This is a genomic window from Pseudoalteromonas sp. S3431, from assembly GCF_000690035.1.
Lineage (GTDB): Bacteria > Pseudomonadota > Gammaproteobacteria > Enterobacterales > Alteromonadaceae > Pseudoalteromonas > Pseudoalteromonas fuliginea.
Map to the genome: position 1 here is coordinate 1 of NZ_JJNY01000130.1, position 17216 is coordinate 17216.

A 17216-nucleotide genomic window follows, 5' to 3' on the forward strand; every position below is an offset into this window, starting at 1 on the left:
ACCAACCTGCATAAATCTTTGATCAATTTAACGAATTAAATTGCACTATAACGTCGTTAAAAATTTTTTATTTAGAATAACTAGATACAAAAATTTTTGCCTAGCTCTAGCGTAATTTTCTTAACGTTAAATAGACCCCATACATAAGCAGATTGGTATAAATTATTTTAATGTTGTGAGAGTGGCCAGGAGTGTGTGCTCCGTTTCGCTTGATTCAACATTAGGCTCCTTTTCTAGATTTAGTAAATTTATAGTTGTTATTACGGCTATATATTTTATGAATGGCTAAAAAGCACTCAACATTGCTTTTTTGCGTTATTGTTGCCTTAACGCACAAACGCACAACAACATCGCGACCGTTTAAGGAGGGCAATTATGTCCCACACTCTCACACACTCAGGACTCAGCGTAGACACACAACTCGCTGATTTTGTTAAAAGCCAATTACTCCCTGGCACTCACTTAAGTGAGCTGCAATTTTGGCAAAGCTTTGCACATATCGTTCAAACGCTTACTCCTATAAATAAGGCACTGCTTGAAAAGCGAGAGCTGCTTCAACAGCAAATAGATGACTATCATCTAGCTAATAAAACGTGGAATAGCGCCAAGTACCATGCCTTTTTACAAGATATTGGCTACTTGGTAAAAGAGCCTGCCAACTTTACAATTGAAACCCAAAATGTAGAGCCTGAAGTGGCCCTTACAGCAGGCCCTCAATTGGTTGTGCCTGTAAGTAACGCACGCTTTGCACTTAATGCCGCTAACGCGCGTTGGGGCTCGTTATACGACGCTTTATACGGTACTGATGTACTAAGCGAAGATGACGGGGCTGAAAAAGGTAATACCTACAACCCTGTTCGTGGCTTTAAGGTCATGGCCTACGCTCGCCAGTTTTTAGATAAAGCATTGCCGTTGACTAATGGCTCGCATATAGAAAGCACGAATTACTCAGTAGTAGATGGCGCACTTTTAATTACCTTGCGTGATAGCTCTCAAACCACATTAGCTGACCCATCTCAGCTTATTGGCTATCAAGGAGAAGCGCAAAATCCAACTGTAGTGTTATTAAAAAACAATGGCTTACATATAGAGCTGCATATCGATCACCACCACATTATTGGCCAAGCTGATAAAGCAGGATTAAAAGATGTAGTGCTAGAGGCCGCGCTTACCACCATTATGGATTGTGAAGATTCAGTAGCTGCGGTAGATGCAGAAGATAAAGTACAAGTTTATAAAAATTGGCTTGGGTTGATGCAAGGTAACTTAGTTGAATCGTTTAAAAAAGGCGATAAAACTGTAGAGCGTACTCTGCAAAGTGATAAAACATACACCGCACTTGATGGTGGCACAGTTACTTTAAAAGGCCGTAGCATGATGTTTGTAAGAAACGTTGGCCATTTAATGACGAACCCTGCTATTACTGATGTGTACAATCAACCGGTATTTGAAGGCATTATGGATGCGATGTTTACTGCTACTGCTGCCCTGCACGACCTAAATAAAAAAACAGGTATAAAAAATTCAAGCGCGCAAAGTATTAATATAGTTAAACCAAAAATGCATGGCCCTGAAGAGGTAGCATTTACTAACACTTTATTTAGTTTAGTAGAGGAAGCGCTAAGCTTACCTAAAAACACGCTTAAAATGGGTATTATGGATGAAGAACGCCGCACTTCTGTAAACCTAAAAGCCTGTATTTGTGCAGCCAAAGAGCGTGTTGTATTTATAAATACTGGATTTTTAGACCGCACAGGCGATGAAATTCATACCTCTATGCAAGCGGGCGTTGTACTTCCAAAAGCACAGATTAAACAGCAACCATGGATACAAGCTTACGAGGATCGCAATGTCGATATTGGCCTTGCTTGTGGCTTGAGTCATAAAGCACAAATAGGTAAAGGCATGTGGCCAATGCCAGATAAAATGGCATTAATGATGGAGCAAAAACAAGCTCACCCTAAATCAGGCGCTAATACAGCATGGGTGCCCTCCCCTACAGCTGCTACCCTGCATGCAATGCATTATCACGATATAAACGTATTTAATGAGCAGCAAAGCATAGCTAAACGTACTATTGCTAGCTTTAATAACCTACTTACACCGCCGCTAATGGCAGACCCTAAAACGCTTTCAAAAGAAGATATTCAAAGTGAGCTAGAAAACAACGCACAAGGTATTTTAGGTTACGTTGTACGTTGGATTGATCAAGGCGTAGGCTGTTCAAAAGTACCTGACATTAACCATATTGGGCTAATGGAAGACAGAGCAACACTGCGTATTTCAAGCCAGCATATGGCTAATTGGTTGCTAAATGGCGTGTGCTCACAGGCGCAAATAAAATCAACCATGGCTAAAATGGCCAAAGTGGTTGATGGTCAAAACGAGCATGACACTGCCTATACACCCATGGCAACAGACGAAGAAACCCTTAATAACAGCATTGCGTTTCAAGCCGCTACTGCATTAGTTTTAGAAGGCGTAACACAGCCTAGTGGTTACACTGAACCATTACTGCATAGCTACCGTATTAAATACAAAGCACAACATTGTTAATCACTCCAAATTTTTAACACGTGCTTGAATTGTTTTTTGAGTCAAACCAGCCTTCGGGCTGGTTTTTTATCGCCTAGAATTAAAATAGCAGCGCTTTTATGGCATTTTAAAAATATATATATTCAAATAAGTATAATACATATGAATATCTAACATTTATTCAAACGTAAAAAAGCGCGTTTTGCATACACAAAACACGCTTTTTAAAGCTTTTAACCGTTTACGTTTAATTTTTTACAATGGCATTGTGATAAATATTTTGTACATCGTCACAATCTTCAAGCATATTTATAAACTTATCGAAGTTAGCGATAACTTCTTCGTCTTCAATTTCAATATTAACTTGAGGAATAAACGTAATTTCATCTACTTCAAAGTTAATGCCTTCAAATGCGTCTTCAAGGGCTGTTTTAGCTTTAAAGTATTCTGTTGGCGGTGCAAATACCGATATTTTACCGTCCTCGGCTTCAACGTCGGTTACATCAACATCAGCCATCATTAATGCTTCTAATACGACCTCATCGTCATCGCCTGCAAAGCCAAGTACCGCATAATGATCAAACATATGCGCTACACAGCCAGGAGTACCAATTTTTGAGTCTGTTTTAGTAAATGGCAAACGTACATCTTTGATAGTACGGTTCGGATTATCGGTCAAACAGTCAACAATAACCATGCAATTACCAGGGCCATAGCCTTCGTAACGGGCAACTGAATAGTCTTCCCCTGCTCCACCGGCTGCTTTCTCAATTGCTTTTTCAATAACGTGTGCGGGAACTTGGTCTTTTTTAGCTTTTTCGATTAGGCGGCGTAATGTTTGATTTACTTCGGGATCGGGTTCACCACTTTTTGCTGCAACGTAAATCTCTTTACCATACCTTGAGTTTATTTTCGTTTTAGCATTAGCCGTTTTGATCATAGAACTTTGACGAACTACAAATGCTCTGCCCATTTTGTGCCTCTAATGAATACGTTACGTTTTGCAGTATTTTACCAATTCAAAACGTATTGGGCTAGTTTTGTAATTTAAATAGTGTACTACTTATTACTAATTAAATTAAGTAACACGCTATTTAACATAACTCTAATTTTCTGAGTAATTATCAATTAATCCAACTAGCTCATAAAAGTCATGTAAAACGTAGTCAGCTTGATCTGCATAACCAGGAGTTACATCAGGAGCATATAAACAAGCACGCATATCTGCGTTGTGTGCAGCTTGTATGTCATATAAGTAATCACCAACGTAGAGCAAATTAGCAGAACTAATATCCCAAAGCGTAGCAATTGCATTTAATGCACTTGGATCTGGTTTTGCGGGTGCGTCGCTTCGCGTTAAAACCGTGCTGATAGGTAATGGATTATTCTGAAGTTTTATTGATGCTGCTTTATCAAAGTTTCGAGTAACTATAGCCATTGGAATTTTTTTAGCTTTTAACTGTGCAATAGCTTCGCTAACACCTGGTAATAACGTGGCATGTTGAGCATCGAGTAACTCATGCTGATGCACAATATTCATAGCTTCTTCACGCATGTAAGGTGATGGGAGTTGCGCTATAAAATCGAGTAAGTCCTGCTCACAAGGACAGCCTATTTGTGCTTTTATAAGCGAAAAATCTAATTCAGACGATACCAATGTGCCATCTAAATCAAAAATAACACCATGAATAGCCTCTACCTGAGTCGTCATATCATTCCTTGGGTTTAATAATAATTAACTAAACGTACTTTAAACATAAAATGCTCTACTACTTATGCCCAAATTATGGGGAAATAACATCAACTATATTTAAATTAATAATGCGTAAACACATCAATCAACTGATAATAAAGAAAAAATAAAAACTTAGTAATTACCTTTAGATTGCGCGAAACAAGGTAAATATACAATACAATTTGATTAATTTTACGGTACTTTACATAGTACAGATCAATTATGAATGTATCTTAAACAAAAGAAGAGAATACGCGCACATTAATTACAGTGCGCGTAGATTGGGAAAGGTTTATTCAAATAATAATTAATTTTGCTCGAAGCGGGCTTCAAGCCATGTATCATCTTGGGCAAAGTTTAAGGTTTTAATCCTACCTTTCCCCTCAACATTAACCATATTCACCTGAGTTGGCCATAAATCACGTAGTGCACCATTACTCATTTTAATCCCTTCAATCCCTTTTGGTATAGGTGCTTCTTGGTAAACCCAAAAAAACTTTCCATCAACTTGTGCACCTACAAAGCTAAGCGGTATAGATTCACCACTTAGCGTTTGTAGCGCAACGTGCGATTCAACATACTTAGCAAAACGTTGTTGATCGGTTTTATTACTAATAATATCGATTTTGCCTTCAAATAATGTTCCTACGGCATGTTCGGTATCATGTAAATAAAAGCGATGCATTAACTCAACATTATGCGTTCGTTTGTTAAAAAGCACCGTTGTAACTGACGATTTTAGTTGATGCGCTATACTTGGCGCAGCAACTAAAAGGCAAACAATAATAAGCAAAAAGCGCATTATTGCTGCTCCTCACCGTCATCCTTTTCGTCTTTTTTCTCATCACTTTTAAGCTCAGTTTTAATATCTTGCATGATATCGCGACTCACTTTAGCTTTACTCTTTTCCTTTTTAAACACTTCAATACGTGAAGGAATAATACGGCGAGGGTAATTGTTGTTTTCAACATCTACATCAGCTGTTTCCCAACCTGGATCGACAGTCACTGATACAAGCGGCTTGTTTTTATCGGTAACAATCAGCTTTTGAACGTTTTTATAATTACGACGCCAAATTTCAGCAGGAATATAACGCTCTTCGGTTGTGCCATCTTCATATGTTAGCTCAAGTAATATAGGCATTACCAAACCACCTAGGTTTGAAAATTCCATTACATAATAGTTTTTATCTTCTTCTAAAGCGCGCTCAAGCGTTTTACGCTCCCACGGCTCTAAGCCTTTTAAAAACTTATTGTACGAGTTACGTTCTTTATTGGTTACAGTAAAGCGGTCGTTTTCGTCATAAAAGTCGGTAACATCAGGGTTTTGCTCAACCCATGTTTTTTTACCTTCGGCGCGGTTACGCTCAACAAATAATGACGTAGGCTTATCTGCTTCAATATCACGTAAACGGCTGTAATCAATATCAGGGTTTTTAGTGTCTAAACGTAGTTGATATACTTTATCTAAAGAGATATCAACATGGTCTGTGGTGTAAAACCAGCCACGCCAAAACCAATCTAAATCAACACCAGAGGCTTCTTCCATTGTGCGGAAAAAATCAGCTGGGGTAGGGCGCTTGTATTTCCAGCGCTGAGCATACTCTTTAAATGCAAAGTCGAATAAGTCACGGCCTAAAATCACTTCACGTAAAATATTAAGGGCTGCGGCAGGTTTAGTATAAGCATTAGGGCCTAAACGTAATACACTGTCTGACTGAGTCATAACAGGTACTTGGTTTTCAGACTTCATATAGCTCACTATATCGCGAGGCTCAACACCCCAAGGAATAGTAGGATCCCATTCACGACCAGCAACACCATCTAAAAAGCTGTTTAAGCCTTCATCCATCCACGTCCATTGGCGCTCATCCGAATTTACAATCATCGGAAAGTAAATATGGCCAACTTCATGAATAACTACGCCAAGTAAAAAGCGCTTTTCAGCTTGAGAATAAGTACGAGTACCATCATCTTGTAACTTAGTACGTGGACCGTTAAAGGTGATCATTGGGTATTCCATACCACCAACGGGGCCATTAACCGACTGTGCAGTTGGGTACGGGTAATCAAAAGAATACTTAGAGTACACTTCCATTGTGTGTACAACCGCTTCAGTTGAGTACTTTTTCCATAAGTCACCACCTTCTTTAGGGAAGAACGACATTGCCATAACTAAAGGCTGAACGTCACCACCTTGTTGATAACCTTTTGCATCCCACATAAACTTACGAGAAGACGCCCAAGCAAAGTCGCGTACGTTTTGCGCTTTAAAGTGCCACGTTTTAGTTTTGTCTGTGCCTTCTTTTTCGTTTTCTAGCGCTTCTTCTGCATTAACAATAAACACAGGACGCTTAGATGTTTCAGCTTGCTTTAAACGTTTGCGCTGAGTACTTGTTAGTACTTTGCTCGCGTTATCAAGCTTACCTGTTGCCGATACAATGTGATCTGCAGGAACGGTAATTTCTACATCGTAATCACCAAACTCAAGCGTAAATTCACCAGAACCTAAAAATGCCTTGTTTGTCCATGCTTCATAATCGGTATAAGCGGCTAAGCGAGGAAACCACTGAGCAATTAAGAATATGTCGTTGCCGTCTTCTTCAAAATGCTCGTAACCAGAACGTGCACCTACAGCATCTTCTTCAACAATGTTGAAGGCGAAGTTCATGCTAAATTCGACTTCTTTACCTGGTTTTAATGGCTCGTTTAAATCAACGCGCATTAAAGTATCAACAACAGTTACGCGCAGCTCTTTGCCGTCTTCGTCTTTAACACCACTAATAGTGTAACCAAGTTCGTTGTCGCTCATAAATTGCTGACGACGTAGCTCACCTAAACTTAATTTAGCAGGCTTTTGAGCTGGTAGGCTTTTTAAAGTGCTTTTAAATGTTTTTGTTGTTTCGGCAATAGAGTCACTTTTAAAAATATTTTGATCTAGCTGTAACCATAAATATTTAAGCGTATGTGGTGAGTTATTTTTATATTCAATACTTTGGCTACCCGTAATACGGTGCTTTTTTTCATCTAGCTTTACATCAATATCGTAATTAACACGTTGCTGCCAGTATTTTTCTCCTGGTTCGCCAGCCGCACTACGGTAAACATTTGGTGTTGGCAGAGCTTCGTCTAATTGACGAAACTTATCAACATAAGAACCTTTTGTTTGCTCAACTGAAGACGCCATAACAACACTCGACATTGCCAGTGGCAATACAAAAGCGCTCAGCGTAAGACCTATTTTTTTCATTGTTAGTCCTGATAAATTTTAGTAAGGGTACTTTGACAAAATAACAGCTTAGCTTCAATAAATTAGCGATAAAGTGCAGCTTTTATAAGGTGGTATTCACTAACGTTTTACAGCTTTTTATTATGTATAAAACTATGACTAAAATAAACGGGAGCAAAACTGTAAAGGGGGTTTACAAAAAACACAATTACTTAGTATTAAAACAGGAACAAACAACTCAATTTATAGAGTTCATCCCTAATCCATTACAACAAACTACAGTGTAGGTATATTTGTTAACTTACATTAACTTCAAATTACATTAGTAAAAACGGAGACTGCTATGAAATTTTATATTGTTAAAAAAGATCAGCAGCTCGAAGCTATTCCAGCTGAAGAAGAATTGCTTGAAAGTTACCAAAATAATAACTACAAATACGTAAATATAGTGTCGGCATGTAACAAACAGGATGCGCTAAAAAGGTTCCCATCCATACAAAAAAGTAATAAGAAACGCATTATTATTGGCGTAAATATTGCTGCAATCTCAATAATATTGGCTATTTATACGATAAATTAAAAATAGTTAATATTTTTATTGATCTTTAATGCTGTTTGTATTTAAAATCGCCCACCCTTTTATTTGAGGCAAATAAATTCGTCACATTTATCCTCAAATAAATATAGATTAGTAGCAATAAATGCGGTGGACTCATGGATTTTTATATCCTAAAAAAACAACAAGAACTAATTGCTATCCCGGCAAATGAGAACAACTGTAAACAGTATCTCGATTCTGGTTATTTTTACATTGATAAAGTAGCAGCATGTAACGAAGTTAATGCTTTAAAAGTGCTACAAACTAAGCAAACTAAAACACTAAAGTACCCACTAATTATGGCATTGCTAACATTACCGATTATTTTTGTAGGCTGGTATAGTTTAACCTAACCTTAAAATGGTCCTTAGGCTTGCATCTTTAACTGCCTTGGGTATATTGGCGCTCTTACTGGTTTTTTAAGAGCGTGACATGAAAGTCCTCCACACCTCAGATTGGCACCTTGGCCAACAATTTTACGAACACGACCGCCGTGTTGAACATCAAGCCTTTTTTACATGGTTATTAGCCACTCTTGTTGAACAACAAATAGACTTACTTTTAGTTGCTGGCGATATTTATCATACCGCAACTCCAAGCGCTAGCGCCGAAAATCAGCTTTACCAATTTATTAAAGACGCCAAAAAGGCATCCCCACAATTACACATAGTCATTATTGCGGGTAATCACGACTCTGCGAATCGTATTTTGGCAGCTCAGCCATTACTAGCGCAATTTGATACACACGTAGTAGGGCGCTTTGATGTCGCAATACCCGATGAAACGGTTATTACCATAAATACCAATGGTAAACGCGCTGTAATCGTCGCTATGCCATTTTTACGTGCAAGCGATGTAAGTTTACTTAGCCAAACTGAAAGCGGTCCTAGTTATTCTCAAGGCGTTGCAAAAGCTTACGAGCTTGCACTAGAACACGCTACTAATATAAACGAGCAAAACTCACCATTAATAGTTATGGGGCATTTACACGCAAAAGGCGGGGATATCTCAAGTGATTCTGAGCGTAACTTAGTGATAGGTGGTGAGGAGTCTATTTCAGCCAACGTATTTGGTAAACAAGCCAACTATGTTGCCCTTGGTCATTTACACAAAGCGCAACAAGTCGCTAAAAGCGATATTATTCGCTACAGCGGCACACCTATACCTATGTCGTTTTCAGAACGTAACTACACGCACCAAGTAAATGTTGTTGAGTTTATTATTGATGAAAAACAACATATTAGTACAACTGTAAACCCCCTTTACATTCCGCGCTCTGCCGATGTAATTGTTTTACCAAAAGGGGAGTGTGTGCCATTAAGCGAACTATGCGAGCAAATTAAAGCGCTCGACACCGCACAAAATACAACAGCGCCTTATTTACGTGTAAAGCTTAAATCAAGCGATACCGACACCACCTTCAGAGAACAAATAGAACAAGCACTTGAAGGCAAGCATATTAAATTTTGTGGTATTGAACGTGTACGTGAACAATCAGCGCAAAATGACGACAACACCGTATTTGAAGATTTAAGCGAAGTTGAAATGCTCAACCCGCTTAACTTATTAGAACAAGCATTTGCAAACGATAAAGACATGGCAGGGCAAAGTGTACCCGATGAGCTAAAAGCACTTTTAAGTGATGTGATAAACGAGCTTACGGAGCAAGAACAACTATGAAAATAACCGCAGTTCGTATTCATAATTTAGCCTCAATAGTTGATGCTAAAATAGACTTTACTCAAGCCCCATTAAAAGATGCAGGCTTATTTGCAATAACAGGCGATACCGGCGCTGGTAAAAGTACCTTTTTAGATGCGATATGTTTAGCCCTTTATACAAAAACAGCGAGGCTACGTGGCGATAAAGGTAACTTAATTGAGTTTAATGGCGACAGCATTAAGCTTAATGATGCGCGGAACCTACTACGCAGAGGTACATGGGAAGGCTACGCCGAGGTCGACTTTTTAGGGCAAGATAAACAGCTTTATCGTGCGCGCTATACAATTGCACGGACCCATAAAAAAGTAACAGGCAAACTTAAAGTAGCAGAGCACACCTTAGTAACCCTGCCAGACGAAACCTTAATAGCTGACAAAAGCCACACAATAAAAGAAGTTGAGAGCAAAATAGGGCTTAACTTTGAGCAGTTCTCCCGTGCCGTACTTTTAGCGCAACATGAGTTTGCTGCATTTTTAAAAGCCACTGGCGATGAGCGAGCACAACTTTTAGAGTGTTTAACAGGCACCGATAAATTTAGCCGTATTGGCGTGCGTATTTTTGAGCGCCATAAAGAGCAAGTAGCAAAGCTTGAAGCGCTTAAAGCAGGCCTTGAAAGCTATACTTTGCTAACACCAGTAGAACTTGAGTTACAGCAAACCAAGTTAACCGATTTAAAAGCGCAAACCGAACACACTAAAAAAGAGCTGACCAAAACCGAAAAAGCACTTAACTGGTATCAGCAAGCTACAGTGCTTGAGCAAAATTTATTGCAAGCACAGCAAACTCAGCAACAAGCAAGCTCAGCGCTTGAAAGTATCGTTGTTCAAAGCGAGCAGGCAAAACAAGCCAAGCAGGCGCTTGAAATAAAAGATAACCGCAGCCGTTTTACTCAATTAACCGATCAAAATACGGCGTTGGATCAGCAAATAACATCACTTAAAAGTGTTGATCATTTAGCGGTAATTAACGAGCGTAATACCGCGCTTGCTAAGCATACCGAGCTACTTAATAACGCCAATGAGCAAAAACAAAATGCAGCGCCCGTTATAGCTAAAGCGCGAGAGCTCGACAGCAGCATTGCCTTGCAAACTCAAGCTGTAAAAGGTACTGAGTCGCAAATAACCAAAGAGCAATCTCAGTTTGATGAGCTCACACAGCAGCTTAAACAAAGCAATAACGAGCTTGATCTCGCTAATACCGACTCAACTAAAAGCCAGCAATGGCTTAATGAGCATGCACAGCTGCACGTTTTAGCAAAAGACTGGAGCTACTATCAGCAAAGCTTTAATACCTACTTAAATGCACAGCAGCAATTAACCGCAAACGCTGCGCAAAGCCAAACTCTTAATAGCGAGCTTGAAAATCAGAGCGATCTTTTAAATACGCAAAATAATAAAGTGCAGCAATGCGAGGTGGCACTTAGTGGCGAGCAATCAACTTTACAGGCATTAAATACTCAGCTTAATGAATTTAATGCAGAGCACTGCGACGCTCAGCTAAAAAGTATTGATTACTTAAAAGAGCAGCGAGAGCGTTACGGGCAATTTAACGCAGAACTAAAACAAAGCACTCAACGCCAACAAGTACTTAATCAGCAGTTAAATGAAAGCCAGCAAGCCCATGCTTTACTTAATCAGCATTTAATAACCAGCGAGCAAGCGCTTAAAGGTACCGAGTACGCACTTAACCAAGCGCACTTAAGAGCGAGCGAAAACGTAGAACATTTACGCACTGAGCTTCGCCCTAATGAGCCTTGTTTAGTGTGCGGCGCAACTGAGCACCCGTATGCGGTAAATCAAAATCAGCAATTAAATAACTTAATTACTGATTTTGAAAATGCTTTTAATACAGCTAAAAAGCAATTTGATCATGCACAAAGCGAGCTGCATAAGCACCAAACTCAACATGCCGTTTTAACTGCTGAACACGGGCAACTTGAGCAAGTAATACAAACGGCACTCACCAAGCGGCTTGAAATTGTCAACACTATGCAAGCAGCTCGCACAGAACTTTTTAGTTTGCCCCCTGATCAGCTTGAAGTAACTTATAAGCAATTAAACGATCAGAAAGCGCAATACTTTGAGCAACAAAAACGTCAACGTACACTGCAAACTAAAGTAAATGAGCTACAAGCAGCACTTAAAGCAGAGCAGCAAATACAGCAGCAACTGAGTAATAAACACCTTGAGCTTACACACCAGAAAAACCAAATAACGAGTAAGCGTAGCGAGCTAAGTGCACAAATTAACGAGCTGGGTACAACGCTCAATAGCCAATTTGAAAACAGTGATTTTTGGCAGCAACTACAAGCCAATACACTTGAACTTAGCGAGCTGCACGAGCGGGTTGCGCAGTATCAGCAAACTCAAACGCAACTTGAGCAAAGCCAAAAGCGCCAAGACACAGCTAATGAGCAAATAAAGCAGCTCACACCGCTTATAAGTAACAACGAGCAATCGTTAAAAGTACTTAATGAAGAGTTTGTAAAAGCTAAAGCGCTATTAAACGCGGTACAAAGTGAGCGCTCAGCTTTATTTAATAATGAGCAAATAAGCGCAGACGACTTCCAAGCAAAACTCACAAGTGAGCAAGAGCAGAAACAATCGCAGGTTCAAGCGAGTCAAAAAGCTTATGACGACGCTATAAAACAACGAGATGAGCACGCTATAACGCTTAAAAATGTGGAGCAACGCTTACTTGAAAACAGCCAAGAACTAGCAACACTTGAGGCACGTTATAACCAGTGGTTTACTGACTTTAAAGCGCAATATAGCAATGCAACGCACGAACAGGTCAAAATTTTACTAACGCTCAGTAGCGATACTATTAAAGCGCATTTAAATCAGCATGAGCAGTTAACTCAAGCGTTAACAGATGCAAATGCCGCATTAAAACAGCAGCAACTTACGCTTGAAAAACACAACAGTAGCGATAAACCAACACAAAATGTAGAGGCTTCAAATACTCAACTAAGTAGCTTAAACGAGCAACAAACGCAGCTGCAAAACGCATTACTAGCGACTAATACCGCTATTGAGCAACACAACCAAAACGCAAAGTCACTTGAAGGTAAGCAGGCTGAGTTAACTACACTTAAAACACAGGTTGATCAGTGGCACTTGCTTAATAAGGTAATTGGAGATAAAGAAGGTAAAAAAATGCGTAACTTAGCGCAAACACAGACGCTAAGAATATTACTGCACTATGCCAACAGCCACTTAAAAACACTCAACAAACGCTACGAATTAACCGCCATAGCGCAAACGCTCGACATTGCAATTATCGACCGCGACATGGCCGACGAGCAACGCTCTGTTAATACGCTCTCGGGCGGCGAGTCATTTTTAGTATCGCTAGCGCTTGCACTTGGTTTAGCATCGCTTTCGTCTAACAAAGTACAAATCAATTCTTTGTTTATTGACGAAGGGTTTGGTACGTTAGACAGCGAAACCCTGAGCATTGCAATGGACGCTTTGGATTCTTTGCAAGCACAAGGCAGAAAAGTAGGCGTTATATCGCACGTAACACAAATGAGCGAGCGTGTAGCCACTCAAGTGCATGTAGCCAAAAAGCCAGGTGGATATTCCACAGTTGAAGTTTTATAAGCAACATTAATGAAAACAAGGAGATACAATGCCAACGTTTACAGGCGAGCAAGCAACACAATACGATAGCCGCATAACCCGTGTAGTTCCTGGTTATGAATTATTACATCAGCTCACTAATGCGCAACTACAAGCAACGCTAAGCGACAATGCACATATTTTGGTAGTAGGGGCAGGCACAGGCAAAGAAGTGCTTGCACTGGCTGCACTAAACCCTACATGGCAATTTACTGCGCAAGATACATCAGCCGATATGCTTGCTATCGCACAGCAGCAATTTGATGAGCAAGGCATAGCAAGCCGCGTCAATATTCACACCGGACCTGTTAATAAATTATCGGTTAAAGCCGATGCCGTTTTATGTTTATTGGTAATGCATTTTTTAGAAGATAACGGCGATAAAAAAGAGTTATTAAAAGCAATTAAAGGAAGCCTCAAAAAAGACGCAAACCTTTATATTGCAGATTTAATGCGCCCCGAAACTTCATTTGAGCGCGAAGCCCAGCTTACAACGTGCGCGCAATTGGGTTTAACTGAAACAGGTAAAACGCAAACAGGGCATGACTTAGAAAATGAGTTTTACCCGCTTGATAGAATGCGCTTTAGCGAATTGCTAAATGAGTGCAAATTTGGCATTCCGAAGCTGTATTTTAAAGCGCTAGGTTTTAGTGGGTATGTAATAAAATAGTTTTAAATTTAAGTAATATAGCCACATAAACACCGAGTATGCTTACTCGGTGTTTTATTTTATACATACATTTACAACTTCTCACAGCTGCATACAAAGCACATACATATTTTTTATGTTTTAAGATTTACTATTTCTATATCAACATAAGCAAATAGAGAATCAACATGAAAAAATCGTTAATTGCTGTTTTACTCCTCTCGGGTTGCGCATCACAAGGTGTTGACCGTAACGGTCAAAATCAAATAATTAAACGCTATTACGCCTCGGTAGAATCTATGCAACGTGTCACACTCTCATCAGAAGTGGGTACAGGCATAGCCGCAGGAGCTGGTTTTGGGTTTGTAGATAGCTTAGATGGCAATACAGAAGAAATGATAGGTGGGGCAATAATCGGCGGGTTAGTTGGAGGGTTATTTACCGCATTGTTTGAAGGCGGCAACGATGCATATCAGTATAATCTATACGCTACCAGCGAAGGTGAATTTACCGTAATTCAAAAACAAAAACTCGATCAAAACACTCAATGCGTAGTAGTAAATGCCGGTAAAAAAATTAAGCTTGAGCCAGTAGATAAACAATACTGCGAAAATAGTCCAAATGTGTACAAAAAAGCTGATGTTGCTCTATAGCAATATCAGCTTTTGTATTGTTGTAGGTCGGTTAAGCGAAGCGCCACCCGACGCACTAATATCCACGTTACTCAGATCATTACTGTGTCAGCAACCCTAACCAATCTCTTCAAGTGCTTTCATTGCGGCTTGTGCTTTATCTGTTTGTACAAAAATATGGTCGTGATAAAACGCAGCGACCACATTAGCGCTAATGCCATGCTCAGTCAGCTTTGCAGATACCGCAGCAGTTAGCCCTACGGCCTCTAAGCTTGAATGTACGTTAAGGGTAATTAAATTATATTTACCCTCGTAAGTAATACCTGCTTTATCGGCGGTTTCAGCTTTTAAAATAAGGGTTAGCCCTTCTTCTTCAACATAAGTGGCAAGTGGCTCTAAGTGAACATAATCGGCCAATTTCCCTGCTAAGCAACAAAAAATATACTCACCTTGCTTAAGCGCTGGCTGCATTGATTTTAATAATTCGTTTAACTCTAAAATTCCGGCCATGGTCGTTCCTTACAATGTGTTATTTTTTTAGCTGCGCGACTAGCTCGCTTAATCTCGCAATTTTTATATTACTTAGCTGCCTGTAATCAAAATATGGGCACACAATAATGTTGTTACTGGTGTCTATTGCAAACTCGTCGTCGAGCCAATCAAATTGTGCATGCAACTTACCCTGTTGTAATAAGTTTTTAGCGTGCGTACGCCCAGCAATTATGTGTAGCTGGTTTTTATTGCTAGTAGCTTTATTTGCACACGTAATAGTAATGTTGGGCGCGCTAAATAGCAGGGCGGTTTTACTGTTTTTTTGCAGTAAATACTCATCGCGATATTGTTGCCAAGTAGGGGCTTGTTTGGCAAATGAGTAATGCTCGCTTGGCAGGGAAAATAGCACTTTTGCATACACGTTAAAGACTTTGCGCCAACCATTACCACAGTGCTGGTTTATGGTATTTATTTGCTCATTTATAACCGGTTCTAGGCATTCGAGTGTTTCAAAAAACGGCATTGGCGGCGCTTTTTCTACGTATACCGCCACGCTAAATTGCGTATCACCTAAGCCAACTAATTGTGTGTTCAAACTAGTTAGCCTTGTTTTGCGCTAAAATACGGTCGAGGTTATTTGCAAAGTTTTGGCGATCGGTTTGGCTAAGTGGCGGCGGCCCACCACTCATTTCTACGCCACTTGAGCGCATGGTATCCATAAAGTCGCGCACGTTAAGTATTGAGCGGATATTCTCGGTGGTATAAAGCTCGCCACGTGGATTGAGCGCTTGCCCGCCGTTATCAATTACTTCACTTGCTAGCGGAATATCGCCTGTAATAACTAAATCACCTTTTTCAACACGTTTTACTATTTCGTCGTCGGCTACATCAAATCCCGACGATACTTGAACGCGGCTTATGTATTTTGACGGCGGAATACGCATTGCGTGATTGGCCACTAAAATAGTCTCGATTTTCATACGCTCTGCAGCTCTAAAAAGTATTTCTTTTATAACAACAGGACACGCGTCTGCATCTACCCAAATTTTCATGCTATGGTCATTTTTATTGCTTTAGAATTAATATGATCCTATAGCAAATTTTTTTAATCGGCTAGCAAACTTTATATCCATCTATATTTAGATAATACGTACGATTTATGTAATTAAAAAAGGAGCTTACATGAAGGCTATTAAATACGGTTTACTTATTACAGGGTTATTTTTTCTTAGTGCCTGCACCAGCCCTCCGGAGGGAATAACACCCGTTAAAAACTTTGATATACAAAAATATAAAGGCAAGTGGTTTGAAATAGCGCGTCTTAATCACTCATTCGAAGAAGGTATGGAGCAAGTTACCGCGACTTATTCAATTAACGACGACGGCACAGTAAAGGTCCTTAACAAAGGGTATTTAACGGATGATAAAAAATGGGATGACGCCGAAGGCTTAGCCAAGTTTGTAGAGGGCACAGACACAGGGCATTTTAAAGTCTCGTTTTTTGGTCCATTTTATGGCGCTTACGTGATTTTTGAACTTGACCAACCCGATTATCAATATGCATTTATAACCAGTTACAACAAAGATTACTTGTGGTTTTTGTCGCGTACACCAACGGTTAGCAAAGAGCTTAAAGAACACTTTTTAACTAAAGCTAAAGAGTTGGGCTTTGCTACCGATGAAATAATTTGGGTTGAGCAATAAACAATGTAAAGCCCCTTTACAGTAGTCATAAAAGAGTCATCTAACAGTAAAGTAACTTAAATATATTATGGTTATATTGTGTGTACTTGCCGTGAGACAGCAAGTATTGGAAACACTGAATATCCCCTATTGTTGGCAAGCTATATAGCTTGCCATTTTTTTTGCCTAGGGCGTGTTGATCTTTGTGGATTGAAATTTGTTCAATCTAGGGGCGATTAAATCGCGGCGCGAGGTTTGTAACCTAGTGGGCTAAGTAAAAACCGAGCAACAAAGAGTTAATCGTCCCTAGAAAGAACCC

General features: G+C 39.6%; 15 protein-coding genes. 8 read left to right on the forward strand and 7 right to left on the reverse strand.

The annotated features are described in order from the left end of the window. The first annotated feature begins 375 nt into the window (after positions 1-375). Positions 376-2556 carry a malate synthase G gene (locus tag DO88_RS00345; RefSeq protein WP_033041154.1) on the forward strand — a complete coding sequence of 727 codons (2181 nt, stop codon included), beginning with the start codon at positions 376-378 and terminating at the stop codon, positions 2554-2556. A gap of 226 nt (positions 2557-2782) precedes the next feature. On the opposite strand, the gene DO88_RS00340 is transcribed toward DO88_RS00345, so the two are convergent. From DO88_RS00340 to DO88_RS00325, 4 genes are all read right to left on the reverse strand, one after another. Continuing rightward, positions 2783-3508: a YebC/PmpR family DNA-binding transcriptional regulator gene (locus tag DO88_RS00340; RefSeq protein WP_007376676.1), complete on the reverse strand. Its 726-nt coding sequence runs from the start codon at positions 3506-3508 to the stop codon at positions 2783-2785. Positions 3509-3640: 132 nt separating this feature from the next. Next, positions 3641-4246 (reverse strand): HAD family hydrolase, encoded by a 606-nt coding sequence (locus DO88_RS00335; RefSeq protein WP_007376677.1) that lies wholly within the window; start codon positions 4244-4246, stop codon positions 3641-3643. A 331-nt stretch (positions 4247-4577) separates the two neighbouring features. Then, positions 4578-5072: a DUF6702 family protein gene (locus DO88_RS00330; protein ID WP_007376678.1), complete on the reverse strand. Its 495-nt coding sequence runs from the start codon at positions 5070-5072 to the stop codon at positions 4578-4580. Then, positions 5072-7519: a M1 family metallopeptidase gene (locus DO88_RS00325; RefSeq protein WP_033041155.1), complete on the reverse strand. Its 2448-nt coding sequence runs from the start codon at positions 7517-7519 to the stop codon at positions 5072-5074. Before DO88_RS00325 ends, DO88_RS00330 begins: the two co-directional genes overlap by 1 nt. Positions 7520-7841: 322 nt before the next feature. On the opposite strand from DO88_RS00325, the gene DO88_RS00320 reads away from it, so the two are divergent. The 6 genes from DO88_RS00320 to DO88_RS00295 all read left to right on the forward strand — a co-directional run bounded on the left by DO88_RS00320 (position 7842) and on the right by DO88_RS00295 (position 14743). Beyond that, entirely contained in the window at positions 7842-8078 is a 237-nt protein-coding gene (locus DO88_RS00320) for a hypothetical protein (protein ID WP_033041157.1), read from the forward strand. 134 nt (positions 8079-8212) lie between these two features. Further along, on the forward strand, positions 8213-8449 hold the full coding sequence (locus tag DO88_RS00315; protein ID WP_033041158.1) for a hypothetical protein: 237 nt from the start codon (positions 8213-8215) through the stop codon (positions 8447-8449). Between the two features lie 79 nt (positions 8450-8528). Then, on the forward strand, positions 8529-9776 hold the full coding sequence (locus DO88_RS00310; RefSeq protein ID WP_033041161.1) for an exonuclease SbcCD subunit D C-terminal domain-containing protein: 1248 nt from the start codon (positions 8529-8531) through the stop codon (positions 9774-9776). Then, a complete protein-coding gene (locus DO88_RS00305) occupies positions 9773-13423 on the forward strand; it encodes an SbcC/MukB-like Walker B domain-containing protein (RefSeq protein ID WP_033041163.1) in 3651 nt (1216 codons plus the stop codon). Before DO88_RS00310 ends, DO88_RS00305 begins: the two co-directional genes overlap by 4 nt. A gap of 28 nt (positions 13424-13451) precedes the next feature. After that, positions 13452-14111: a class I SAM-dependent methyltransferase gene (locus tag DO88_RS00300; RefSeq protein ID WP_033041165.1), complete on the forward strand. Its 660-nt coding sequence runs from the start codon at positions 13452-13454 to the stop codon at positions 14109-14111. Between the two features lie 167 nt (positions 14112-14278). After that, on the forward strand, positions 14279-14743 hold the full coding sequence (locus DO88_RS00295) for a hypothetical protein (protein WP_033028639.1): 465 nt from the start codon (positions 14279-14281) through the stop codon (positions 14741-14743). A gap of 96 nt (positions 14744-14839) precedes the next feature. On the opposite strand, the gene DO88_RS00290 is transcribed toward DO88_RS00295, so the two are convergent. Genes DO88_RS00290 through DO88_RS00280 form a run of 3 tightly spaced genes read right to left on the reverse strand, consistent with a single transcriptional unit; the run spans position 14840 to position 16266 of the window. After that, positions 14840-15232 carry an ACT domain-containing protein gene (locus DO88_RS00290; protein WP_033041167.1) on the reverse strand — a complete coding sequence of 131 codons (393 nt, stop codon included), beginning with the start codon at positions 15230-15232 and terminating at the stop codon, positions 14840-14842. Between the two features lie 19 nt (positions 15233-15251). Next, positions 15252-15809 carry a DUF6942 family protein gene (locus DO88_RS00285; RefSeq protein WP_033041168.1) on the reverse strand — a complete coding sequence of 186 codons (558 nt, stop codon included), beginning with the start codon at positions 15807-15809 and terminating at the stop codon, positions 15252-15254. A gap of 1 nt (position 15810) precedes the next feature. Continuing rightward, positions 15811-16266, reverse strand: a complete 456-nt coding sequence (locus DO88_RS00280; RefSeq protein WP_002959175.1) for a YaiI/YqxD family protein — start codon at positions 16264-16266, stop codon at positions 15811-15813. Positions 16267-16396: 130 nt separating this feature from the next. Here DO88_RS00280 and DO88_RS00275 point away from each other — a divergent pair, with 130 nt between their 5' ends. Then, positions 16397-16918 carry a lipocalin family protein gene (locus DO88_RS00275; RefSeq protein WP_007376693.1) on the forward strand — a complete coding sequence of 174 codons (522 nt, stop codon included), beginning with the start codon at positions 16397-16399 and terminating at the stop codon, positions 16916-16918. The last annotated feature ends 298 nt before the right edge of the window (positions 16919-17216 follow it).